Below are 25,625 nucleotides of genomic sequence, written 5' to 3' on the forward strand. Positions count from 1 at the left end.
AGAGAGGATATGATCTTTTGGATCGTAGCTTTAGTAGCTCTTTTGGCGCTGAAAACTATCCTGTAACCACCTCTGAGTATCAAAGCTATGATGGGAGGCCTGTCCGCTTGGTATCTCCCTCTTCCTCGTCAAGCTTGACATCTTAATCTTTGTGTAGTATCCTTTATGAAAACCAGTTTCACGGTCGAGGTGATACTCGGCTATGGGATCGAAGAGGTTGACCGAGAGACAGAGAGAGGTTCTGGAAATCATCAGGGAGAGGATAAAGGAGAGCGGATATCCGCCCACCATTCGCGAGATAGGGGAAGCGATGGGTATATCCGAAAAGGGAGCATATGATCACCTTAAGGCGCTTGAGAAAAAAGGATATATCCGGCGACACCCCAGAAAAACGAGAGCAATAGAGATAATCAGAACTGAGGATCAGGAGGATGAGTTCGTACGGGTTCCCATTTTAAAGGGGGTTGACCCTTCCATGGGGATAACGGTCGATGAAACTCAATCCGTTATCTCACTCCCCAAGGATCTTTTCGATAAGGGTGTGCTTTTTGCCCTAAGAGTTGAGGAAAACGGTATGTTTGAAACCGGTATATTTAAAGGTGATTATGTGATTATCAGAAAACAGGACAAGGCCGATCCCGGTGATATCGTGGCCGTTCTGACGGACGATGATGAGTTCAGGATAATGGTCATGCCGGCCAACACAGCTATTCGATCGATCTGGCTTGAAAAGGGGAGGTTTCTGGGCAAAGTGGTAGGATTACTACGCAGGTTTTGAGCATGCGAAAGGTTTGGTTTTTCCTCCTTATCCTATCGGTCCTCCTCCACTCTATATTATCATATGGGTCGATCTCAAATCGGAGATGGACCTCATATACTGAGATATCACGCGGAACAGGGATCGCCAGACACCCATCCATCGCCTCTCTAGGGGGAAAACTGATCCTCGTCTGGGCGGATAACAGGTTGGGCGTATATGATCTGTTTTACAGGATAGGCTCTGAACGGGGGGATGATTGGGGCGATGAGGAGAGGCTCACCGCCACTGAAACTGACTCGGTGGCTCCCGATATGGTTGACGATATGAGATACGTATATCTGGTCTGGCAGGAGCGAATTGGAAAGGGGGTTATCTTTTTCTCCAGATTCGACGGCGATTCCTGGAGCGATCCCATTCCCATATCGCCTCAGTCCCAGCCCGCCTCCGATCCCAGAATAGCCGTGATGATAAGCAGACCATCGCCACAGATATTCACCTTCTGGACGAGCGAGATGGAAAACAGATCGGTTCTCGTTTATTCCACGAGCGGAGACGAAGGCAGAAGCTGGTCCTTCCCAAGACCGGTGGAGGAATCCGATCTCCCTCAGATAAGTCCCGATGCCGCATCAGGGATGACATCCGTCTATCTAACATGGATTGAAGGTCGTCAGGGTGAGAGGAAAGTGAGGTTCAAAAGGCTCGGCGATCCCTCCTTTGAAAGGGCGATAGACGTGACGGGGGAGGGCTTAAACTCAAACCCACGCATAGCCGTCTGGGAGCCGAATCTCGTCCTCACCTGGCAGAGCTCAACCTCCATCGATGCTCCCTCTCAGGTGACGTTCGCCAAAAGCGCCGATTTCGGCGACACATGGAGCGGGCCGGAACTCCTGACAAAAGAGCCTGTCGAATCGGTCCTGACATACCCGGTTCTCACCCCAGGATACATCTGGGTCTTCTGGCAATCCGGAGGCGAAAATGGTTGGCGGATAAGGGGAGCGCTCCGCCGGATGGAGGGAGATAAATGGGAAGAACTCGGTATCCTTTCCTCCGGTGAAGGTGAGGCTGAGATCGAACCGACGGCCATCGGAACGCCTGCGCCTGAGGTTTTCCAGATGCATCTGGCATGGTCCCGGCGGATATCGCGGGAAAGATCGACCGTCTTATATAGAACATACGATACCCTTCCACCCGAACCGCCCGGTAAACCCACGCATTTCGACTTCACGGCGCCCGATAGATACGATGACGATGATACGCTTTCGTTCAGATGGGAGGAAGAGGATAAAACCGCCGATTCATTTGATCTTTTCCTGTCAAAGGATGGTGGGGATTTCCTGCCGGCGGGCTCTGTGGGGGAGAACTTCGCCGATATAAAGGTTGAATCGGGACATTTTTACAGGCTCAAGGTTCGAGCCAAGGACAAATCGGGTAACCTCAGCGAACCCTCCCCACCTTCCGATCCCGTTTTCGTGGACGGCGTCCTGCCCTACGTTCGTATCTCACTGCCATATCCGAATACAAGGCTCTTCGGTAAGATCCCGATCTATCTGACATGCCGTGATGATAACCTGAGCGAATGTCGACTTTACTGGGGTGAAGGGAGGACACCGGCACTATGGCATCTCATCTTCAGCACAAGACAGGGGATGGATGAAAGACCGATCGAGTGGGACACCGCCGGCCTGTTCGGGCTTTACACACTTAAACTGGAGGCTAAGGATGAGGTGGGACATATATCGAGATGGACCGTCAGTGTGGAGGTGGATAATACCCCGCCTATGGAGATCAAGCCCGGCCTTCTGGAGGAGATCCTCCATCCCGATGGAATCACCTCCTTTGAAGATCCCGCCTGGTCCCCCGACGGCCATCTGGTGGCCTATTCATCCAATGAGTCAGGAGTCTGGGATATATGGATATTGGATCTCAGATCCGGCGAGAGGATTAACCTGACGAACGACGTGGCCATCGATAGAAACCCCTCCTGGTCTCCCGACGAAAGATATCTGGCATATCAGTCCCTACGAGATGATAATTGGGATCTATGGAAGGTGGAGGTGAGATCGAAGAAGAAGATCAGGTTGACCGATTCTCCCTCGGAGGAAGTCGATCCCACCTGGTTTCCGCTGGGAGATGAGATCGCCTTCGCATCGAACATGGACGGCGATTTCGATATCTATCTCCTCCGGATCGGAAAGGGGAAGATCGAGAGAATCACCGATGATGCGTGGGATGAGCGTGATCCGACATGGAGCCCGAACGGCCTCTTCCTGGCCTATCGCTCCAACGAGAGAGGCGAATGGGATATCGTCCGGAAATTGGTGGCGCCGGGGGGTGACGAGAAAAAATTGACCTCCACGGCCGCCGATGAGACCGATCTGGATTGGTCGTGGGATGGTAAAAGAATACTTTTCACGACAAACGCGGGGGAGAGGGCAGAGCTATTTAGCATCGATCTCACAACTAACGCGGTTTCCAGGGTTTCACCTCTCGGCGTCGAGGCATCTGACGGCACATGGGCTTCGGATGGGAAGGCGGTTGTATGCCAAAGCGGTAGGGGAATTGCTATCATTCATCTCAATTTCCCTCAACCTCAGATCGAGGCGCGTATCACATCGCCCCATTCGGGGGATGTGGTACGCGGAAGGGTGGAGATCTTCGGCGTGGCAAGGGGGAAGCGATTTGAAAGCTACATCCTGGAGGCCAGAGCATCGAAAGGGAGCTGGTTCCAGGTGGAGGGAATCGCCACACAACCGGTTGAGGAAGAGGGATTCCTGGGCATGTGGGATGTCTCGAAGCTGGAGGGCAGATACGCACTGAGGCTTACCGTCTTCGGTTCCGATGGAAGCGAAGTTAGCGATTCGATACAGGTGATGGTGAGGAATGAGAGGCCAAAGTTAACTGTGATACAGCCCGCTGATGGTTCGGTCTGGAGGAATCACTTGATAGACGTCATCTGCCAGGCGGAGCCCGGATCTGAGGTATACGTGAACGGCTCACGAGCCGATCAAAGCGGTTCCACTTTCATCGGCAAAGCATGGTTGAAGGAGGGATGGAACGAGATATCGATAAAGGCGATCAATCCGATGGGTGAAACGGTCGAGTTTAAAACTCACGTCATGCTGGACACCACACCTCCGGAAATACAGCTCATCTCCCCGGGTGATTTCGATCTGGTGAAAGCCCCCTTCGTCCTCGTCAGAGGGAAACTCAGTGAGGACGGCAGGGTTTCCGTCAATTCCATCCCCTTGCCGCCGGTGAAGGAGGGAGAGGAATTCTCATATCTGGTCTCTCTAAGGGAAGGCACGAATCGAATCGTCATCACCGCCGAGGATCTATCGGGCCATTCCGTGTCCGTCCTTAGGAGGGTGATCTATCGCAAACCGCAGGTTATCCTCAGGGACGAAGCACCTCCCGTCGTCGTAGATCCCTTCCCGCCGGAGGGGACAGCTTTATCCTCAAGGGAGATCGAGGTCTCCCTGCGCCTGGTGGATGATGTGGGGATCGATCCTGAAAGTCTAGAGGTCTTGTTTGACGGGGAGAAATTGAAGAAGAACGATTACTCCTTCAAAGGAGGGCGATTGAGCTACCATGTAGGTGAGCTCACCGACGGGACACACGTTCTCAAATTGTCCGTCTCCGATCTTTCCGGAAACAGATTGGAAGGATATACACTGAGCTTCCACGTCGACACGACACCTGCTCTCGCTTCGATCTGGGCCGATCTGGATCGCGATATGTTAAGGATAAAGACATCCACGGCCGGTCCGGTCGAAAGAATGGGTTTCGTCGAGGTTTTACAGGATGGGATCGGATATGGATATACGGTAGCCCTGAACGAAAAGGGCGAGGGAGAGCTTACCATCATGCCCTCTCAGCGGAGCTTCAGATTGTTATGCACGGCCTTTCTGAGGGATGGGAGGATAAAGCCGGTGAAGGGATATTTCGCCTACGGAAACCTCTCGAGTTCAGGGGAGATACGGATCTCGGTCGATATGGGACCGGAGCTGATCATGCCGCCGGGTGATCCGAAAGTGAGCGTTGTCCTCAAAAGCCAGGAGGCAAGCCCGTCCCTGATGGCGTTTCAGAGCGATAACGCCACTTCGAGAGGGCTCAGGTTGATCGGTCCCGTCTGCCAGATAACTTCCTCCGGTGATCTCAGCGATCTGCGTTTCCTCCTTTCGTTCCCCGTGCCGCTAAACGTTCCCACAACAGCGGTTTTCAGGTGGGATGAGAGGGAACAGACCTGGGTCCCGATGGATGCCGAATTCGATCCGAAATCCGATAGGCTTAAAACGGTGATCTTTATATCCGGTCCGACGTCAGATCTCGGCAGATACGCCCTTATGGAGGATGGGACTCCACCGATTATCAGGATGATCCATCCTCAAGAAGGGGGAGAGGTGTCGAAGAATAACTTTCTGGTGACGGCGGAGGTAGTAGATGAGGGATCGGGAGTGGCAGATGTGCGAGTTGAGGTGGATGGATTGACCAAGCCCTCCAAGTTCGACTCAAAATCGGGAAGGCTCGTCTACCTGCCGGGCGATTTGAAGGAGGGGATGCACGATATCCTCATAACGGCAAGAGATAGAGCGGGTAACATGGCTTCCCTTGAAAGCAGCTTCTTCGTCGGGAAATTTTTCGGATTCGCCGCCGATCCGATCGTCTATCCTAATCCATCGAGTGGCGATGTCTTCATCAGATTCATGCTCACGCGAAGTTCAGACGTGACGCTTCGGATCTACACTCCGGCTGGCGATCTCCTATATACGGATAGGATCTCAGGGGTTATCGAGGGCAGGTTTAGATGGAATCGCAGAAATCAGTTCGGCAAAGAGGTTACCCCGGGCGTTTACCTTTTCTCGATAGAGGCGGAGAGAGGAGGTAAGAAACTTATCAGGAGAGGGAAAATCGTCTTGAAAGACAAATAGACCCCGCGGTAAATCGCCGAGCGTAAAACCTCACGCTTCCGTTCAGGCGATGGGATGAACCTAAGGGTGTAAAAGGGAGGGAAAAGAGATGGCGAAACCTATCATTATCATCATTTCGCTTATGACGATGATATGTGCCGGATGGATAGCCATCGCAGGTAGCCTGGATGCAGGTCGGATCCGGCGTAATCCCGATATCCCCTTCTTTGGGATCGAGGAGGACTTCGATAAAAGCAACGATATAGTCAGCTTGAGCTGGAAGGATATGCGCGATCTGGGCGTCAAGATCGTCAGAACTCACGGCGGGCCGTTTGTATGGGATTCCATCGAACCCAGGAAAGGGGTGTTCGACTTCACCACAACCGATGAGGCGGTAAGGGAGGCTTTTCGCTCGGGCGTCTCTATAATCGCGAGCCTGTGGCCCTACGCCATGTGGGATCAGGGGAACAAGAAGGAGTGCAAGGTCTCGGGGAGGATAGATGCGATGCGAGGAAGGATTCCCGATTACAGATGCAAACCGCAGGATATGAAGGCATACCGGTCGTTTCTGAGGGAGCTGGTTGAACGGTATGATGGGGATGATGACTTCGGAAGCTATCCCATCTCGGATGAGATGAAGGAGGTGATCAGGCGTAATCCCGTGATCTACTGGGAGATAGACAACGAGGTCGACGCGGGAGATGACAGGGAGTACGCGAGGTTCTTCGTCGGTACCCTCGAGGATTACGTCGATCTGTTGAAAAACTCCTATGAGGCGATAAAGGAGGCGTGTGAGGAATGCAAGGTTATCGTCGCCGCTCCGGCCGGTTCGATAAGGGATTACTATTCCCGCCTGTTCGCCCTGGGAGCGAGGGATTACTTCGACATCTATAACCTTCACGGTCCGATCCGAGAGCTGAAGGAGACCATCGGCACGCTGGACAAACCCGTCTTCATCACAGAGGGAGGAGGCAAAGGCAAGGAGGGAGCGGAGCTGGCTAAGGAGGCGATCATGCTGGCGAGCGAAGGGGTGAGCTCAGCCATGTGGAGCATGGTTCCGGACTGGCCGAAATATCACACAAAGGATATCGGCGGCGATCCTGAAAAGGAAAAGGAGTTCTTTAAGGGATACCTCCTGTCGAAGGACGGCTCGAAAACACCGACCTATTATGCCCTGCGGACGCTTGCGAACGAGCTGGAGCATTTCAACGCCGTAGAACCCGTTATGGTGGGAATCGGGGTGTCGGGGTTTAAGTTCCACTTTGAAAGGAAAAACCCCGTATATGTCCTTTTCGTGAACGAGCTCGGAGGGACGAGGGAGACCGTCCACATCGATTTCGACAAGTTCACCGTAAAGGATCTGTGGGGAGTTGAAAGGGTGATGGAGAACGAATCGCTCACCCTAAAGAAAGATAACGTCTATTTCGTCAAATTGAGAGGCGCTGATAAGGGGAGATGCATCTCCCCGTTTGTCGTGAGCCCGCCGAGCGATACGAGGGGATGGCATCTCGGGACGCTGGCCTTCGATTACAAGTATGTCCCGCTCATTATGGACAGATCCGCCATCGCCGAGGAGTTCGATCGAGAGGCTAAGGTCGCCGCTCAAGCCGGAGCCTACTGGATCCGCCCACATCTCACCGAGCTTTTCGCATGGGGGTTTACCGAGAGAAAGCGAGGGAAGTACGATTGGGAGATTCTGGACCTGCTGCTCAGGACATGTCAGAGATACGGGATTCATCTTCTACCTCAGCTCTGGACGACCTCGATATGGGATCGAAACCTCAAACCCGGCGACCCCAGAGACGCTCATTGCGCGTTCTTCACTCTCGGCGTGTGGCCGTGGACGCGCGGGGAAGCCATGAGACCCAGAGACATGTCCGCCTATCTCAAATGGCTGAAGGCTCTGGTGGAACGTTATGATGGGGACGGAATCGCCGATATGGACGGATTGGAGATCCCTATACGTCACTACGAGATATTGAACGAACCGGATATTCGTGACGACCTCGTCCCGTTCCTCGATGTCCAGAAGAGAAGCTATATGGCTATCAAGGAGGAAAACCCTGACGTCGCCGTCGTCCTGGGGGGCCAGATAGGTCCGAAAGAGCTAGCGACGTATCTTGAACAGGGAATCGCCTCCTACTGCGACATCATCAACGTTCACGGCCCCCTGAGCGAGGAGTATCAAAGGGTTCTGCGGAGGTTCGATGTAAGAAAACCCATCTGGATCACCGAGATCGGATATGAGTTCGAGCGGTTTACCGGCGAATCCATGGATGAGGAGCGAAGGCAGGCGATGGAGTTCGTCAAATTATACGCTCGTTCCTTCGCCCGCGGGGCGGACAAGATATTTTGGATCGAGATGCTGGGCCAGGTAAGACCTCCCATTAAGTGGGAACATCCGATCCCCTGGGAACAGCAGGGTGCTTGTCTGTATCCGTCGGAGAGGGGACCTCGCCTCGCCTATTTCACCCATCAGCTCATAGCCTCGAAGATCGGCGCTTTTACAGATGCACAGGAGATACACATTGAGAATCACCCCGACGTCGAATGCTATCGGTTCATATCGGACGGCAGACCTGTTTACATCCTCTGGCTAAACCGAAAGGGTCTGAAGTTCATCGATTTGGAGGTTCCTTATACTTCGGTTACGGCGATTGAGATGATACCCATCGATAAAACTGGACGGTTTAAAATCTTCCCGCTCAAGCCTGAGGGGGGAGTTATCCACCTGAAGCTCTCCGAGATCCCGGTGTTAATCGAAAAATCGTCTCTCGCTTCCACTTCCTCAGCCATATCGAGGTGATCGAACGATGAGGCTCAGATGAGGTGTATCCTGAGCCATGAGCTGACAATCAGCATCAGGGCTCGTCCGAAGAAATGGCCGACCACGATCCCCACGAAAAAGGGTGAGGCCGCCCTGTAGGTTTTCATCCCACACCAGCTCAACAGCACATGCTTCACCGCCCAGGCGAAAAACGCTCCCAGGTAAACCGCATACATGGTGAAGGAGGAGGCAACGGCGAGCCCGATGGGATGGATCGGCCACCAGAGAAATCGCAGATGAAGATAGGTCAAAGCAACCATGAGCGAGGCGCCTACCCCGAACCAGAGGAAGTACTTGGCGGTGAATCCGAAGGGATGATAGATCTGCGATAGAATCTGACCGTAAACGCTGGGTCCCCATCCCCTGAAGATCCATGTGTCCCAGTTTATCGCGCCCTGTCTGTAGCCGAGATAGATTATCGAAAATGGTAAAACCACTTGACAGCTCTCCTGTCCTTCACTATCAGATGGCTTCTCATCAGGGGGATGAGGTCGGTATCCCAGGAGTTTTCGGGTGTGGAGAAGTAAAAGGGTGAGACGAGGGCTGAGAGAAACATATAGACCAGAAAGAGAGGAGTTGAGTTCGAGACGAGCGCCATGAGGAAGATCAGTAGCAGCTCGCCGGAGGTGAGGGCTGACTTAGGCAGGAAGCGCCTCAGCAAAAGGTTGAGGAACAGCACGAGGAGGAAAGGGATCATACCTCCCTCAGGAAGATAGCTCCATGAGAAATTGCTGAAGGCCCTGCTCTCGGTATAGGGGGAGGCCACGTTGACGAACACGACTATTGCAATCCCGATCAAGATCGAACGGTAGGTCACCTTCTCCCCGCCTTTTACACGTCGGAAAGGCGTTATATTCCTTATTCTATCCCCCGTTCACCCGAAATCCCCTCACACACCGGAATCCGTAGATGTCATACCCGAAACAGACGTCGGTGTAGCCGGGGTTCTCGTTATACCGGTAGGATGAACGACATTCCTCTGCCTTTGAATTCCAACTGCCGCCTCGCAAAACCTTGGTGTTTCCTGTTTTCGGCCCCTTCGGATTTTTCAAGGGACTTTCACCGTAGTAATCCACCTTGTAAAAGTCGTTACACCACTCCCAGACATTACCGTACATGTCGTATAGTCCCCATGGATTTGGCAGTTTCCGCCCTACCGGACGGGGTCTTCCGCCTGAATTTTCCTTGAACCAGGCATAAAGCTTCAACTTTCTGGGGTTATCCCCGAAGAAATACCTGGTCTTCGTCACCGCCCGACATGCGAACTCCCACTCAGCTTCCGTAGGGAGCCTATATCCGTCAGCGTCGAAATCGCACTCCCACGTCTCCAGATTATAGCAAGGTTGAAGTCCTTCAAGACGTGAGCGGGCGTTGCAGTATCTCACGGCATCGGACCATCGGACCTGTTCCACGGGGTTTCTTTTACCCTTCCACCTCGATGGATTTTCCCCCATCACCCTCTCGTACTCCTCCTGGGTCACCAGGTATTTGTCCATGTAGAAGGGGGCGACGTAGATTTTATGGGCCGGTCTCTCATCAACCTCCCCCTTATCATCTCCCATTATGAACCATCCGCCCGGAAGGAGAATCATTTCCACGCCCGATTCGGTCTTGACCTCCTTGGGCCGTTCGTCCGCCGCCAGGACATCCTTGATGCGAAATCCGAATATCACCCCTAAGGCGCCCAACGCCGATCCCTTGATGAAATCCCGCCGGGTTACACCTCCCATCGGAACACCTCCTCAAAATCAGTATCCCTCCCATATCTCATATCCGTCAGGGTTCCTGAGGCATCTCCTACAGCGTTCCCTTATCCCAAGGGCTATATCGACCGTTTCGGAACTGGTGACACACCTATACCCTGCCTCCTGAAAAAGCCTCCTAGTTATGGTATGGAACTTCCTGACGAGATAGTCCTGAGCGCCTCCCATCCTCCTCCACTCCATCTTGAGCTGAAGGAAAGCTTGGAGGTTCTTCGGATCATGCTTCAACGTCAGGGCTTTAGTTCTCCGCGCCAGCTCGTCGGCATATCTCAGATCCTTTATATTCTCCCTCTCCCTGTTGTATTCGTCGAATATCTGACGGGTTATCCTCTCCATCTCATCCAGGAACCGCTTCGAGTGCGGATGATCCCTTCTTGCCGATTCCAGGAACTTCAGCATCTCACGGGCGAAACTCAGATATTCGTTTATCCTCTCCCTCTGTTTCCCGATGAAGTAGACCATGTCGTCCGCCCCTCCCTCTATATACCTCCTCATCTCCACCTCTTTTCCCGCTTTGAAGATAGGTTCCATTCCGTCCGTGACGCCGCATGTGGCGGCTCCGATGACGGCGTTCTCCCTCCGCAGAGACCGCTGCAGGCGTCCCTCGAAATCGAAGAAGGCGTAGATCTCATCGCCCAGCGCCTTTCGGGCCACGTCGATAGGTGTCATCACCGAGAAAGGCGTGGTCTCGTCCCTCTCCAGGAAGTAAATGACGGCCTTTCCCTTGGGAGGAACCCTTTTGCTAAGATGGAAGACCGCCTTCCCGTCATCGAACCTGACTGGCCAGATATACCATCCTATGCCCGCCCTCCAGATCCGTTCGCCGAGCTCCTTGAAGTGATATCTGGTTCTGACGTCGTCCTCATAAAGTTGAACCACCCATTTGGCCGGGAAAGGTCTCTTCCAGTTGATGGTGACGTCCCTCTCCAGATAGGATGGGTTAAACTCCACCTCGTGCCATATGCCCGGTCCGTCCAGCGACGCCAGGTAAATCGGCTCACCACCTGTCTCCAGCTCGACTGATCCGAAAAGATGGTCCTTTCTGACAAGCCTTGTCCTCACCTTCCCCGGCGGATAAACCAGAACCAACATGCTCCCCTCGCCATCGAGCAGCCCCATGAAGAGGGTCTCGGCCGCTATGTGGAGCTTTTTGAGAGAGGGATAATCATCGGGATCGAATATGAGATCATCCCCTATGATGCTTGGAACCACCCCGAACCTGATCGGCGCGGCTATGTTTATCCCCTCCGTCCCGTTCACCGATTCGACGCGCACGATCCGATCGATGCCGATGGAGAAAAGAGTAGACGGACCGAATTTCAGAACGGCTTTACGGCCCGTGTGGATCGATATCTCGATCGGCCCTCTCGACCCGAAAGGACCGATCTCCGCCCTCTTCCCAGGTCCCGAATCCGCTTTTGAATAAAGGATCGCCTTGCCGTTATCCGGCTTGAGCAGCAGGATCAGGTATCCGTTCTCCGCCACCGCGTCCCCTTTGAACCGGTAGCCCCGGGCCTCGGAAGGCGTGATCTTTCCCCAGGTCGTCCTGTCGGTTATATCCGTTCCCTTGTCGATGGGAAGCAATGTGTCCCAGATCCTAACCCATCCCTTCTCCGGCGGTATCTCCCACTTTATGAGCTTTATATCGTCCAGCCAAAGCCTGCCCGGCATATCGCTCAAGCCGATCTGTATGGAGCCGGGGAAAGATTTGTTGAAGCGGAGATAGAACTCGAACTTAGTCCACGCTCCCCCCTTCAGCCTACATCTCCTATCGAAGGGCAGACTCCAGTCCGTTCTGCGGTAGATCTGGGCCGGGAACTCCAGGTCTCTATCACTCCTCGCCCAGAACCGGAATATGTAGTCCCCCTTTTCTATCTCCACGTCCTTATTGGGATGTATGTATCCCCTCGAGTTTGTGTGTTCGATGAGGAGACATCTCCGGCCCGTATGCGGATTCTCATCGGTGAGGATCACCCTTCCTTCCGCTCCCCCCTCCTTCTGACTTTCCCACCGCTTCGGCAGGCCTCCAACCTCCCCGATCTCAAGGCCGGGGTTGGACACGATGTTCCGGGCGATCGCCCATTCGGGAAGACCGATCACCGCCAGAAATAGAAGAATCGAGAGTCGAAGCATCCGACTACCCCCTGAGCTAGATCCATTCGGCAAACTTGCTTACAGAAGCCAGAGTTTCGTGACTTTTGGATCGATGATCACCTCATCCCTCTCGAAATCGAGCTTAAGCCTCCACTTCTGTAGTGTTGCCGCACCGATGATCACGCCGTTGCTCAACCCCTCTATCACCATGAATTCATCCGAGAAGCGATATTCCCCGATATGGAAGTTCAAGGCTACCCTTCCTCTAGCTATAACCCTTTCCCCTTCCTTAGCGGTGCTGAACTCCACAGGTTCCGGAAGAGGATCAATCGTACCCAGCTTTTCGGCGAGCTCCGGATGGATACAGGAATAGGTTGCCCCGGAGTCGAATATCGCTTCTCTTCTTATCTCTCCTTTCGACCCTTTAAGCGTTATCTCCTTAACGATCACAGCCATCTTTTTCACCTCCCATCAATATATAGCACACCTTCCCCCTCCCTCCGAAAATATGAGCGATTCGGCAAACCTGCTCACAGAAGCCAGAGCTTTGTGACCTTTGGATCGATGATTATCTCATCCCTCTCAAAATCGAGCTTGAGCCTCCACTTCTGCAGCGTTGCCGCACCGATGATCACGCCGTTGCTCAACCCCTCTATCACCATGAATTCATCCGAGAAGCGATATTCCCCGATATGGAAGTTCAGACGTACGGCGCCCCTTGCGATGACCGTTCTACCTTCTTCGGCGGTGCTGAACTCCATAGGTTCCGGAAGAGGATCAATCGTACCCAGCTTTTCGGCGAGCTCCGGGTGGATACAGGAATAGGTGGCACCTGAATCGAATATCGCCTCCCTCTTCACCTCTCCCTTTGACCCTCTAAGCCTTATCTCCTTTACGATCACAGCCATCTCCTTCACCCCCATTTCAGTTCTCCACGTGCCATAATATAGCACACCCTTCCCCTCCCTTTCAAGTCGCCCATACTTCTCCCTTTAACCTCAACCTTAACCTGTTTCTATCAACGGAAGCTATCTGTCGTTGTTTAACCATTTCCTAAACGACTCCGCGTCGAGCATCTCCTCGGCCATTCGTCTGTATCCCTCCTTCAGTGGATGGCTGGCGTCGGCGTAGTATTCGCTGGGCAGGTTTGAGAACGAGAGGAAGTCCATATCCCTTTTCCGTAATTGTTTTTCCATCTCCTTCTTCACCTCATCATATCGCCTGAGGCTTCCCTTGGTCAGGATATAAGGGTTAAACGGACCGATGAGGACAAAGACCCTGTTTCCCCTCCTCTCCAGGATATCGATCAGCTTGAGGAAGGAACGCCATTGGAACGACTCGGTCACGTCAACCCACGGGAAATCCTGTTTTCTCATACCTCTCTTGAACCACGGCACAGGTCTGCTCGGCGGGTTCTCTCCGGGCGCTGGTAGCTTTAAAGTGATCGCCTTTAAAGGGTTGCTGTATGGATGTTGCATCGACCAGCTCCCTATATCTATGTTCTCGAAGTAAACCATCCTCAGGTGTCTCGACCACGTGAGAAACGGCACGTATCTCTCCAGCACAGCGCCGAGCCTTTGGCCGATGGGCGCTCTGTAACAGGCGATCCTTGGGATAAACTGAGGTATCAACCTGGGGTGGTTGAACCGGAACTCCTCTTCGCCGCTGAGGTCGTGTCTCCTGGAGGTCATCCATAGCGGGTTGAGGTGAAGGATCACGTTACTGTTCCTAATGCTCCGGCCGTAATACTTCAACAGCCCGACCATAGCCGCCGGATGTAACCCGTCCACGCCGAGGTTGGCGAACGTCTCACCGCCGGTTAGCTCGTTGAGAAAATGTGAAAGCGTCCCATCCATCGGCACATAATGGCCCCAGATAACCGAATCGCCGATGACGAGGACCGAAAAGTTCGAGCGGGCGTATCCGCTCCATCGCCTGAACATCCAGTAGTCATCGCTGAGGGAGTATGGCAATCGGTAATCCGGTGAGGGGTTAAATCCCTCCAACGACGGCCAGAGCATCGGGATGAGATGGAGCATCCCGACGAGGATAACCGCCACCGCTACCCAACCTCTCCAGGATAGCAGGATGGAGTTAGAACTGGAAATAGATGAACGGCTCATGGCTCGGAGCGACGAATATCATCAGATAAAGTATGATGAGGAGTGCCATCCCCACCTTTAAAGGCGTCCACTCGAGTAAAATCCTCCCCTTCGATTCGAAGATAAACTGGTATATCCAGACGGAGAGACAGAGGAACAGGGCGAGGAGAGGGAAATTCGGGTCTCCCAGCCCCGATGTGAACATCCTCCTTATGATTAAAACGGCATCGCTCAGACTCCCCGCCCTGAAGAATATCCAGGTGAAGGTAACGAAGGCGAAAACCCATAGCTGTTTCAGCAGTCTGGGCACTTTCTCCCTGTAAAACCTTGTTCCTTCCAGCTCCCTGGTCATAAACCTTCCCAGAGCATGTGCGGCGCCCCATATGACGAAGTTCCACGCTGCGCCGTGCCATAGACCTGAGATCACCATCGTCAGGAACATGTTCCTATAGGTGTTGAGCTTCCCCTTCCGGTTGCCCCCCAGAGGAATGTAGACGTAATCCTTGAACCAGGAGGAGAGGCTGATGTGCCATCTCCTCCAGAAATCCCTCAAGCTGTCCGCCAGATACGGGTTGTTGAAGTTGAGCATCAGATCAAACCCCATCATCCTAGCCACCCCTCTGGCCATATCGGTGTAGCCGCTGAAGTCGAAGTAGATCTGCCAGCCGAAGGCGAAGGTGGCCAGCATCAGGGAAAGCCCATCGAACTGACCGGGGGCGGCATAGACCTTATCGACGTAAAGGGCGAGATAGTCCGCAAGGGCGACCTTCTTGAAGAGCCCCACGAGGAACATCGAAAGCCCATCGGTGATGTTCTCCCTGGAGATCTCAGGCTTTCCCCTGAGCTGAGGGAGCAGATTCGCGGCCCTTTCGATCGGGCCGGCGACCAACTGGGGGAAAAGGGAGACGAAGGTGGCGAACCGGATGAAACTCGGTTCCCTCTCGATCTCCCCGCGATAGAAATCTATGGCATAGCTCATCGATTGAAAGGTATAGAAGGAGATCCCGACGGGGAGCAACACCCCCGGGGAGGGAACGACAAACGGCGCTTTCAACATGGACAGCAGCGAGTTCAGGTTATCGGCGACGAAGGCACCGTATTTAAAGAAGCCTAAGACCCCCAAACTGTTGACGACGCTCACGGCAAGCCATAGCTTCCTCCTTCGGCTCCTGCTCATCATGACCACGGCGTAATAGTTGACCGCTGTCGAATAGGCGATGAGCGGAAGATAGAGGGGGTTCCACCACCCGTAGAAGAAATAGGATGCCGCCAAAAGCCAATGCAGGTAAAACCTCGTCCTTCTCAAAGGCAGGTAGACCAGATAGACGATCATGAAGAATATAGCGAAATGCCAGGTATGAAACAGCATCCTACCAGGGTACCTCTTTCAAGTATCTCCCCCTTGCCACGAGATAGAGTGGACGCTCCGTAAGTTTCACGCGTCTGACCTCTAGCAGGTTGCCCTGGATGTCCACCGCCCTCCAGGGTTCAGATAGGGTTATCTCCACCGGCCCCGCTCCCTCCTCCGTCCAGGCGACGATGACCGTTTTCTCCCCTGAGATGAACCCATAGGCCCTCACCCCTTCAGGCGCCTCCAGCCGACCGAGTGAGCGGATCTTGGGGCCGAGCAGGTTGGCCATCGCCGCCTGGGTGACCAGCATTTTTCGGGGTGCTCCTCCCCATTCAAAGAAGATCCCCGAAAGGCTCTCGTTGTTGAGGCTGCCGGGCGTGCCGGAGTGATAGATGATCTTCCTCACCCCGTAGGTCAGCAGCAGGGTATTGAACTTGACCTGCCACTCGGCCGCCTCCGTCTCGCCCTCCAGCGGCTTAAGCCATGACCTATAGGGCTCGAACGGTTTATCGTCGTCGGCGTAGTATGCGCCCTCGGTGAACCAGATGGGCTTATCGGCTCCTACCGAACGCATCAACTGGCGCAACTGAGCCAGGGGCTCCTCATACTCCTCCGGCGCCGTCAGGCCGGGATAGATGTGCAGGTTGAGCGCATCGACCCAGCGCAGGCCGTCGGCGTCGATGAACTCCCTCGTATATAGATTCGGTCCGCCTGCAATGCCCCCGATGACCAACGCATCCGGTTGAACCTCCTTTACCGCTCGATAGGCAACCCGCAGCAGCCGCACGTAGTCCTCTACCTTGTAGCCCCTTCGCCGAGGCAGAGCGTAGGAGGTGTAGATCGGTTCGTTCAATATCTCCCAGGCGTGGATACGGTCGCGATAGTGTCGCACCGTCGCACGCACATAGGCGGCGAACTCATTCAGATCTCGCGGCATATAGGCCATCCGTTCACGGCTGCCCGGATAACGCTCGCTCACCTTCACCTCCGGCCCGGCGCTGGAGGACCAGTTGCTGGAGGGAAAGGGGAGCAAAGCCAGCACATTCAGTCCTCGCTCCAAGACACGATCGATCTGACGATCTGCCTCCGTGAACTCGAAATGTCCCTTCTCCGGCTCCACCTCCTGCCACTTCAACGACCAATCGCGGAACCAGCGAAGCCCGATCTCCCCGCTCAGATCCAACAGATGGGGCCATGGGTAGGCGTGGTTCATGCCGAAAAGGCTATCGGTTTTGGTGTAAGGTTCGATGATGGCGAAGCGCAATGGGCGGGTGAGCGATACCTCCGCGCCCTCAGCACGCAGATGTAGGCGATAGAAACCTTTCCGTCGCACGCCGGGACGAACTGGCACCTCCACCGTTTGACCCGGGGGCACATCAACTGAGAGTACATCCTCATGGACGACGGTGTCATCGAAGTCCGTCGTCCGCAGGCGCAGGGTGACGGTATGGGGGATTTCATCTGAGTTGAAGAGCATAGCCCTCATCTCCGGCTCCTCGCCGTAGGGGAAGATGTTTCCCAGGCGATCCGTCTCCAATCCGACCTCCACGGTCGCTCGGGGGTGGTAAGGCGTCGCCTCTGAACCTTTCTCCAACTGCACCCCGTCGATCCACACCGTTCCAGCTCCCCTCCTCGACGCCTCCAGATCCAGGCCCAGGGCGATGAATATCTGCTCAGCATGAGGGCGGAAGGTGAACGTATATCTCCCCCACTCCGTCGTAAGCTGAACCCTGCGTTTCAGGCTTCCCCGGAACGCACGTCGCACCGAGAGCACGCCGACCAGCCCTTCGGCATCAGACTTCATGTAGGCGGACAGGGTGTAATCCACATCCGGCTCCACCTCGATCCAGCCCCGGTTGGCCAGCTGCGGGGCCTTCACCGGGACGCGGTAAAGGGGGAAGTAGTCGAAGTAGAAGACGGGCAAACTCTCCGGCGTGAGGGCGATTTTGAAGCTTGACCCGTGGAACCGCGCCGTCGTGGTATCCACCTCGCCCACGAGCAGGTTCAAATTTCCTCCCCAGCCGGGCAGATCGGCGACGCTCCCCCAACCGCTCGTGCCGCACTCGAAGCTGCTGTTCGGCAGGAGGTTCACGGCGTCGGTGGAGGGGACCACCTCCGTAAACCTCCTCACCACCGGCTCAGACGGCTCCAGTCGGACGTCGTCCAGCCAAAGGGTTCCCGTCGAGGTATACCAGAACTGAAGGCGAACGTGATCCGCGATCGTCTCGGTGGCCCGAAAGGCGAACTCGAACCGCTTCCATTCACGAGGCACGCGGAAGGATTCGCTCAAACCACAATCGTGCCAGCCTTTCATGTTTACGATGGCCACCTGTACAGCTCGGCTGCGGATCCCCTCCTGTTTCGCCGCAAATGAGAGCTTATACCATCTCCCCTTCTCCAGTCGAACGGTATTCACCTGACAGAGCATCGCGTGGCTGGCCGGGGAGAGATATGTGAAGCGGGTGCATGTGAGCTTCTGGCTGAACCTTCCCGTGAACCCCTTATCCCGTTCCCAGGTGACGCTCACCCCCTTGTCTCCCGAAAACCGCCAGTGATCCGCCATCCCGTCCCCGTTGCTGTCCTTTTCAAAATCCCCGTTGGGGATGATGTTCTGATGGACGGCCGCAAAGGCCAATATGCCGGCCAAAACCGATATCAGTGCCATCTTCATCTCCTCGACCTCCATCCTGAGATGAGGGAACTAGTCAGCCGTTATCGTATCACATCGTTACCAGCTAGGCTGTTACGCAGAAATTACAACATCGTGGGGGAGTTGTCAAGCGGCACAGACGGGGCTCACCGCCATGCCCGTCGCCGGCGTCACAGCCCCGGTCACGTTTGAGGGGTTCATAGTGATCGCCAGCGCCGAACACATCGCCACCTGGATCGCCACTCGCGCTTTGAATCCGCTCTTGGCACAATACACTCATCCATCATCGCTTTCAGATCAGAGTTAGCGGTAACGATCACCCTCACCATCTACGTGCACCATCTCCAACCCGCCCACGCGCAGAAACCCGGGCTCGCCCATGAACTCCACCAGCTTCGCTTGAGCTGATCTGCTCAGAAAGGTCGCGATTCACGGACAATCAGCACCGTCCCATCCCATATCTGAGCGAAATCGGCAATCGACATATCGAACTGTCGGTCGTTATCGATAACCGTCACATAAGACGAACCACATGACAGAAGAACCACAAAATGATCTCCTTTCACATGGGCAATTGCCGGTAAGTGAATATCCTTCAACTCCTCCAGGCTTAACCTGTATCCGACGACCTCCAACCCATGCGCCTTCGCCGCCTGTGATAGACCATACATGGATGTCCAGCCTCTTTCATCTACCCCTGCCAGTTTAGCAAGCTCCTCAACATCCACATCCCTACCCATCAGTTCTAGTATCTTCGCCAACGACCAAGGGCCACATCCAATAACCGGTGGATCGGATCTCCCCTTGCAGGAGGATAGGATCAACGGCAAAATGCAAAGGATGACGGCCATGTAAAGAAGAATCTTCATCCCTCAACCCCCTTATGGCCGCAGAACAGAGGGATCAGGAACATCCAATCGCAGATAATCAGGGACGACCCTAATCCCCTTAGGATATCGGATACGCCAGATTTTGACCGGACCGTTAGGATTTCCGGATACAGGATAGACAAGCTGAAAAGCCTCGCTGGGCTCGTTCAACAGAAAAAGCTTGATGAGCAACGATTGACGGGCAACACGAGGAAGATAGGTCGCAGAGCGAATCACAGAAGGGTCTATATCCTGAAAATCCAGGGGAGAGGCTGCGTTTAAAAGTAGACATCCAGGTAGATCACCATCCGGGAAATACCACCGCCTGCCATAGAAATATACCTCCGAGATCGTCAATCTCAGATAACTCCCCCGATAGACGACTCTCGCCTGAGGAGTATCGAAAGATCCGTCCTCTTTTATCGGCACGGAGACATCCATCAGAAGGAGACTGCGGCGGGGATAGAAACGCCCCTCGATCTCCAGAGGATCATCTATAACGATCCCCCTCGGATTGTGAAAATAGAGCTTCTTCCCCTCAGCGGGTTGTCTCGGCAATACTCCTAAAGAGCAGAGGCGATCCTCATTCTGATCGGAACCGATCCAGGAGATCCAATACAGGTTCTCCACCTCACGGTAGCTCAAAAGCAGGTGGGTGACACGATGAGTTTTGAGAAACTCCAGCGCCTCCTCTTCGCTCTGCCCCATCATAACATGTCTTGCCATCAGGTGAACCCAATACTGATTCTGCTCCTCATCTATCACGGTCGCTCGCTCTGCCAGATAGTTGATCCAGCTTCCGTAATCCCACCAGGCAGCGATGACGGAATCAGAGGGGGTGTTGTCACGCATCCAGTTGAAAGCCTCCCTCCATTCAGGGGCAACCAGGGGTACGACCCTTTGGGCATGCGCAAGGCCCCTCCCCGCCAACCCATCATATCCCGGTATGCCGGCGAGAGAGGCCAGCGTCATAACAACCACAAATGCCCACCCCACAAGCCGCCCCATCCTCCATCTCACCTCCGCCTTAAAAGTCCATAGAAGGCTCAGACCCATTACGGTCAACCCAATGAGGAGATAAGGAGAATCCCTCTCCCGGAGGAAAAGCTGGAGGATCACCACCCCAGTGGCAACCGATAAAAGCGGGAGGCGATGATACCGGGAGGGCAAGATACGCCTGCTGAGCTGCACGATGAAGAAAGCGCCCGTTATCGAAGCGATAGGGGTGAAGAAGAAACCGAACCGGATCGCTGACCGGGTGAGGATCAGACCCCACACAAACCAGATCAGCAGAAGCAAAGAGTTTCCATCCATTGAGGAAGGGTTCTTCTCTTTGGCTCCTGATCGGTGATAGCCGCGGAGATACAACCCGCCCACTAGGAGAACGAAAAGGATAACCGCTCCCAGATACAGGAAATCCGAGGCGACCGTTTTGCCGTTCAGCACTACATGCGGGAATAGGCGGCTGTAGATGACTCCACCCATCAGAAACATGAAACCACAAAGCACATACCAGGCATTGAGGGATGATTCACAAAATATCCTGTATAGCAAAAGCATGGCCCCCGCTATGGAGAGAAAGAAGAAGAGGCCAAACCCTTCCCACCAGTCGGTGAAATATGAGGATCTCATCTCGGCTATGGAGCTCATCACCCGGTTTCGTCCAAGGGGGTGGAAGAAATGATCCTTGAGGATCACCATCCTCCCCCAAAGCCAATCGGGACCTAAGATGGGAATGCTCAGTAGGATGCCGAAGAAGGAGATGACACCGATGAGATACCACCCAGGCGGCAGTCGCCCTCCCAACGGGAGACGATCCAGAACTGTTGAATCTCTCAAAGCCCAATACAAGGTTGCCACAACGAACAGATAGCTAGGCAAACCGATCGCCAGCCAGACGAAAGGTTCGGATAGATGGTTGTGAAATCCGGGATGGGGAAGCATGAACCCCATAGCAGGCAGATACCACAGGCAATAGAGCAGATAATGCCGGCTTGTGAATCGATCGGTAAGGAGATAGATCAGATTCCAGATGAATATGATGGTGGTTAGCAGGCCGACACCTGCCCAGCTCAGCCCCATGAGGCCCGTTGTGATGCCCGATAGAAAAGCGAAGCAGCCTTCCCAAAGAAGAGTCCGAGCGCGTTGGGATCTGCAGAAAAGGTAAAGGGAGAGCAGGAACATCAGGATCGTGAAGGCATCCCTATCCGCAAAGCCAGCCATTGTTCTAAAGATAAATCCGTGCGCCACGGAGAGGGCTATGCAGGCGTACAGGGCGGTGATGGCATCGGTCAGGTGGCGGGCTAACAGGAAGAAGAAGATGAGAATCGGGATGAAGGTGAGCACGGGATAAAGTATAGCAACTCGGTCGAGGGTGAGGCCTGGGATGATAGGTTTCAAAACCCGGAAGGCATATGCGAGGGCATAGGGGTAGAGGGTGAACTGCTGTGAGTTGTCCTTCCCCAAGGGTGCGGCTCGCATCATATCCCGTTTGGGAAGTTTCCCTTTCTCCAGTATCACCCTGCTTTGCCGCACCAGACGGTAGGCATCGGTGCCGAGGAGATAGCGATCTTGCAGCGATGGGAGGCTCTGGATTCGTATAAGAATACCCAATACGAGGGAAAGGCATAGTATGCCAAGCGACCAGGCTCTCACTTTGACTTTCGCTTCTCTAGCTCCAGGTATTTCTTACGGAATGTCTCCCAATCCCGCTGCAATCGTTTATTTTTGGGGAATCGTTTCAGCGCTTCCTGGTAGAGGATGGTTGCCTCCTCCAGGTAGCCCGCCTTTTCGTAAGCTTTGGCAAGTTGCCTGTAACTATCGGCATGATCGGGGTTCAGCTCTATGGCTCGATACAGGCTGTAGATCGCTTCATCTATTTTACCCTGTTTCATCAGCTCCCTGGCATATTCGTAATGAGCTAAGGCCATGCCTTTGGGATCTTCCTCAACGAGCCGTCGGTATTCCCCTCCAACATCTCCTTGATATCCTTCTGATCCTCTCTCATAGGAGGGTTTCGCCGCAGGCTCTTTCCTCACCATCTCCCCTTCAGATTCCGGAATAGGTGCTATCCTCTCTCTTGATTTGCCGGGAGGGACCTGCTCAGGTGGAGCCTCTCTGGGCTGCTCCTGGGGAGTGGTCTGTGTAAGCGATTCAAGCTCCTGAATCCGCTTCAACGCTATTCGTCTCGACCACAGCGCATTTTTATTTCCTTCTTTCAAAAATTTATTATAGGCGGCTATCGCATCCTCATATCGCCCAAGCTTCTCATAACTCTCGCCAATGGAGAAATACAAATATTTACGAGATGGATCGATTTCCAGCACCTTCCGATAGTATGATATAGCCTCCTGCGGATTTCTATATTTGACTATCGATGCAAGGCCGATAAGAGCATCCACGCAGTTAGGGTCCATCTCAAGAACTCTTCGGAATCCCGCTTCCCTCTCATCCTCTCGACCGGAAGGGAGCAATTGTGTTCTCAACAGCAACGCTTCCAGGGAATTCGGATTCTCGGCCAGGGCTTTCTCCGCATATTCAAGGGCATACTCATAATAATGCAACTCCTTCAAATATTTAGCTGCGCTTAAAGCATCCATCCCTTCTGTTAGGATAGCAACCTCCTCAGGGTGAGGACCATATTGAACCTCGATACCTTCGCTGTCCAGGCGATCGTATAGCTCGACGATCCTTTTCATTTTGTCATCCGGAATCCTGGGGTCCATGGAGTGGAACTCCGGCTCCGGCGGCGGCTTGATCGCTGGGACACCGAGTTCCTCTGCAAGCTCCTTGGGGACTATTATGGATTTCCCCTCTCGGCGTGCCCGCTCTATGTAAGCTTTGATCTCAGCTAAATAATTCCTTTTGCCGGTATTCCTGGTGCTCTTTGTGGATATATCCGGGGAACTGCCGGAATTATCCGGAGTTTTATCCTCAGATGATGTTGCTCCTGAGGGGATACGTTTGTCATCAAGAGCAACGTCATTAACTCCTGTGGATTCCTTGAGGCCGGATAGGAAAGTAGGGTGATGTTCATAAAGGAACCAAAAGGTCAGAGAAGCCGTTATTATGAAGGCTATAATCACGAGCTTATATCGGAGCATTCTGATCTCCCCCTTTGGGTTTACCGGAGCTTATAGTCACTAGTATGGACAGAATTATACGTAGTTCCCATTTCCATGATCTTAGTGAAATTACGAGTCATTATGTCATAAGCCGGATTACCATACGTATCATCGAGGTTAACGCCGTGACCGATCTCATGGCCGATAATTCTCTTCCTGGCTTCCGGATCATCCGAATCTATCGTGTTTTCATCGCTGTTAGGATCGGTATTATATCGAATCGCCTTGTAATAAATCGTTATGTCACCAACCTGATTGGGTGTCCCAGGAGAATTAGGAGCATATCCAAAATAGAGCTCTCCATCATACATTGCCCTAATTTCATCACAAGTTGCTGTATCATTCCTTAGTACCTTCAGTGCTAGTTGGTTTGATCCGGGAATCCCCCTGATCTTTTCGAATTCATCACTCGATTTTCCATGTCTCCCCAGTTGATAAGTCGAACTTTGAAGGGAGATGGTAAATTGCTCGCATATCCATATCCCTCTGCGCAGCTGCTGTACACGAACAGATCCTTTTCCGATGGATTGGTTCGAATGTGATTCCCCTTCACCCGAAAACCGCGATATTCCTCATAGACGGAAAACCCATCACCGTTGTGGTTGTTTCCACTTGGCCCGGTTTCATTATCGTCAGATGCTGTATAGTTGATCTGGCCATCATTCATCCAACCATCTGCTATCTCATTTCCATTATCGTCCCGTGGGATTGTGATGGAAGTCTCCGATAGCATCGAATTGCCATAATAGAGTCTCGCATACAAGGGACTATAAGCACCCCAGTCGTGGCATTTTACCTTGACTACAAATGTTGTGACTGTAGAGTCAGCAAACCTTGCTTCGATCATTTGGTTTTTACCATCCCAGGTGATCTTCCCCGAGTGATCATCCTGTTGGTCATCGGGCAAAAATTCGAGATCAGGCTCATCAGTCGTTTGATTACCAGCGTTCATACAATAACCCTCGTAAGCTGTTGGGATCAGGTAAAACTTGGCAACACAATAAGGAAGATAACTTGTATCACCTGTAATACTGACGGTAATGTTAGCAGTATTGTTATAGGGATAACCCTTCGGCAACCAATTTGTCCCTAAAGGAGTAAGCGTTATATTCAAATTAGGATTCCCACCCGTAATCTCCCGCATCTGCTCTTTTGAGAGCAATGTCTTGCTCTGCGATATCCCCCACAAAGCTGTTGCCAGAAAACCTATTGCCACCACCACAAACAGAATCTTGCCCAAACCCAATCTTTGGAAAAACAATATCATCTTACCTACCTCCTAAATTTTATCACCTATTGAGTTGATAAACAAGCTTTTAAGCCGGTAACCCAATATCAACCTCAAATGCCTCCACCCATCCCTGAACGTCCTCAGCTTAGACTCACCACCCCTCCTCATGTAGCTTATCGGAACCTCTCCTATCCTCATACCCATCACCGCAGCCTTTATCAACATCTCAGAGGCGAACTCCATCCCTTCAGCCTTCAAATCCAGCCTCCTATATGCCTCCCTCCTTATCCCTCTCATGCCGCTCTGACTGTCGCTCACCTTCACACCGAAAAGCAACCTCATCAATACATTCAGAAAAGGTGTTCCCAAATACCTGTGCAGAAGAGGCATCGATCCCCTTTCCATTTCCCCCCTCAGCCTGCTTCCCAAAACGATGTCGTATCCCCTCCGGAGCATCTCCACGAGCTTCCACATCTCTCCCAGATCATATGTCCCATCTGAGTCTGCAATCAGGATGAACTTCCCCTTCGCGGCGTCCATCCCAGCTCTGCATGCGTTACCATATCCCCTTTTGGGCTGATGGACAACTATCGCTCCCAAGGACTCAGCTATCCTAACGGAGCCATCAGTAGATCCGTTGTCAGCGACAATTATCTCACCTTGTGCTTTCATCTCCTTCAGAGCCATTCTTGCTTTGGTAATGCATGCTCCTATGGTGGCAGATTCGTTCAAGCAAGGCATTACCACTGACACCCACATCGCTCACAACTGAATCGGTGGAGGTTTGTCTTCTTCTATACTTTTGCACTTTTCGGGTACAAAGTATAGCACATATCACCCCCCCCCCCTTGTCAAGTGACGCTATCGTTCATGTATAATGTTACCGAAATCGGATGTAGGCTCAAAAGATAATGTTACCGAAAGGGAGAGGAGAGATGGAGGGGAAG

The 25,625-nt window shown here is 53.3% G+C and carries 18 protein-coding genes; 3 read left to right on the forward strand and 15 right to left on the reverse strand.

Features of this window, described 5'->3' with window-relative positions; all coding sequences use genetic code 11:
• The first annotated feature begins 202 nt into the window (after positions 1-202).
• The 3 genes from lexA to J7M22_06175 all read left to right on the forward strand — a co-directional run bounded on the left by lexA (position 203) and on the right by J7M22_06175 (position 8,473).
• Complete coding sequence (gene lexA, locus J7M22_06165; protein ID MCD6506193.1) at positions 203-778, forward strand: repressor LexA; 576 nt, start codon at positions 203-205, stop codon at positions 776-778.
• 2 nt (positions 779-780) lie between these two features.
• Positions 781-5,688 (forward strand): PD40 domain-containing protein, encoded by a 4,908-nt coding sequence (locus tag J7M22_06170; protein MCD6506194.1) that lies wholly within the window; start codon positions 781-783, stop codon positions 5,686-5,688.
• 88 nt (positions 5,689-5,776) lie between these two features.
• Positions 5,777-8,473 carry a beta-galactosidase gene (locus tag J7M22_06175; GenBank protein ID MCD6506195.1) on the forward strand — a complete coding sequence of 899 codons (2,697 nt, stop codon included), beginning with the start codon at positions 5,777-5,779 and terminating at the stop codon, positions 8,471-8,473.
• A 14-nt stretch (positions 8,474-8,487) separates the two neighbouring features.
• On the opposite strand, the gene J7M22_06180 is transcribed toward J7M22_06175, so the two are convergent.
• The 15 genes from J7M22_06180 to J7M22_06250 form a co-directional block, all read right to left on the reverse strand.
• On the reverse strand, positions 8,488-8,931 hold the full coding sequence (locus tag J7M22_06180; GenBank protein MCD6506196.1) for a hypothetical protein: 444 nt from the start codon (positions 8,929-8,931) through the stop codon (positions 8,488-8,490).
• Positions 8,910-9,311 (reverse strand): hypothetical protein, encoded by a 402-nt coding sequence (locus J7M22_06185; GenBank protein ID MCD6506197.1) that lies wholly within the window; start codon positions 9,309-9,311, stop codon positions 8,910-8,912. Before J7M22_06185 ends, J7M22_06180 begins: the two co-directional genes overlap by 22 nt.
• Before the next feature lie 46 nt (positions 9,312-9,357).
• Positions 9,358-10,224, reverse strand: coding sequence for a formylglycine-generating enzyme family protein (locus J7M22_06190; protein MCD6506198.1), 867 nt, complete (start codon positions 10,222-10,224; stop codon positions 9,358-9,360).
• An 18-nt stretch (positions 10,225-10,242) separates the two neighbouring features.
• Entirely contained in the window at positions 10,243-12,390 is a 2,148-nt protein-coding gene (locus J7M22_06195; protein MCD6506199.1) for a hypothetical protein, read from the reverse strand.
• A 39-nt stretch (positions 12,391-12,429) separates the two neighbouring features.
• The gene (locus J7M22_06200; protein ID MCD6506200.1) at positions 12,430-12,807 is read right to left on the reverse strand and encodes a retroviral-like aspartic protease; all 378 of its coding nucleotides are present in this window, start codon (positions 12,805-12,807) and stop codon (positions 12,430-12,432) included.
• 74 nt (positions 12,808-12,881) lie between these two features.
• A complete protein-coding gene (locus J7M22_06205; GenBank protein ID MCD6506201.1) occupies positions 12,882-13,304 on the reverse strand; it encodes a retroviral-like aspartic protease in 423 nt (140 codons plus the stop codon).
• 75 nt (positions 13,305-13,379) lie between these two features.
• On the reverse strand, positions 13,380-14,411 hold the full coding sequence (locus tag J7M22_06210; GenBank protein MCD6506202.1) for an SGNH/GDSL hydrolase family protein: 1,032 nt from the start codon (positions 14,409-14,411) through the stop codon (positions 13,380-13,382).
• A gap of 34 nt (positions 14,412-14,445) precedes the next feature.
• Entirely contained in the window at positions 14,446-15,822 is a 1,377-nt protein-coding gene (locus J7M22_06215; protein ID MCD6506203.1) for an MBOAT family protein, read from the reverse strand.
• A gap of 1 nt (position 15,823) precedes the next feature.
• Positions 15,824-18,475 (reverse strand): carbohydrate binding domain-containing protein, encoded by a 2,652-nt coding sequence (locus tag J7M22_06220; protein ID MCD6506204.1) that lies wholly within the window; start codon positions 18,473-18,475, stop codon positions 15,824-15,826.
• Positions 18,476-18,580: 105 nt separating this feature from the next.
• A complete protein-coding gene (locus J7M22_06225; protein MCD6506205.1) occupies positions 18,581-18,730 on the reverse strand; it encodes a hypothetical protein in 150 nt (49 codons plus the stop codon).
• A gap of 137 nt (positions 18,731-18,867) precedes the next feature.
• Complete coding sequence (locus J7M22_06230; protein MCD6506206.1) at positions 18,868-19,323, reverse strand: hypothetical protein; 456 nt, start codon at positions 19,321-19,323, stop codon at positions 18,868-18,870.
• A gap of 12 nt (positions 19,324-19,335) precedes the next feature.
• A complete protein-coding gene (locus J7M22_06235; GenBank protein ID MCD6506207.1) occupies positions 19,336-21,978 on the reverse strand; it encodes a hypothetical protein in 2,643 nt (880 codons plus the stop codon).
• A complete protein-coding gene (locus J7M22_06240) occupies positions 21,975-23,426 on the reverse strand; it encodes a tetratricopeptide repeat protein (GenBank protein MCD6506208.1) in 1,452 nt (483 codons plus the stop codon). Before J7M22_06240 ends, J7M22_06235 begins: the two co-directional genes overlap by 4 nt.
• A 382-nt stretch (positions 23,427-23,808) precedes the next feature.
• Positions 23,809-24,714 (reverse strand): hypothetical protein, encoded by a 906-nt coding sequence (locus tag J7M22_06245; GenBank protein MCD6506209.1) that lies wholly within the window; start codon positions 24,712-24,714, stop codon positions 23,809-23,811.
• Between the two features lie 12 nt (positions 24,715-24,726).
• The gene (locus tag J7M22_06250) at positions 24,727-25,419 is read right to left on the reverse strand and encodes a glycosyltransferase family 2 protein (GenBank protein ID MCD6506210.1); all 693 of its coding nucleotides are present in this window, start codon (positions 25,417-25,419) and stop codon (positions 24,727-24,729) included.
• Between the last annotated feature and the right edge of the window lie 206 nt (positions 25,420-25,625).

This window comes from Candidatus Poribacteria bacterium (assembly GCA_021162805.1).
GTDB lineage: Bacteria > Poribacteria > WGA-4E > B28-G17 > B28-G17 > JAGGXZ01.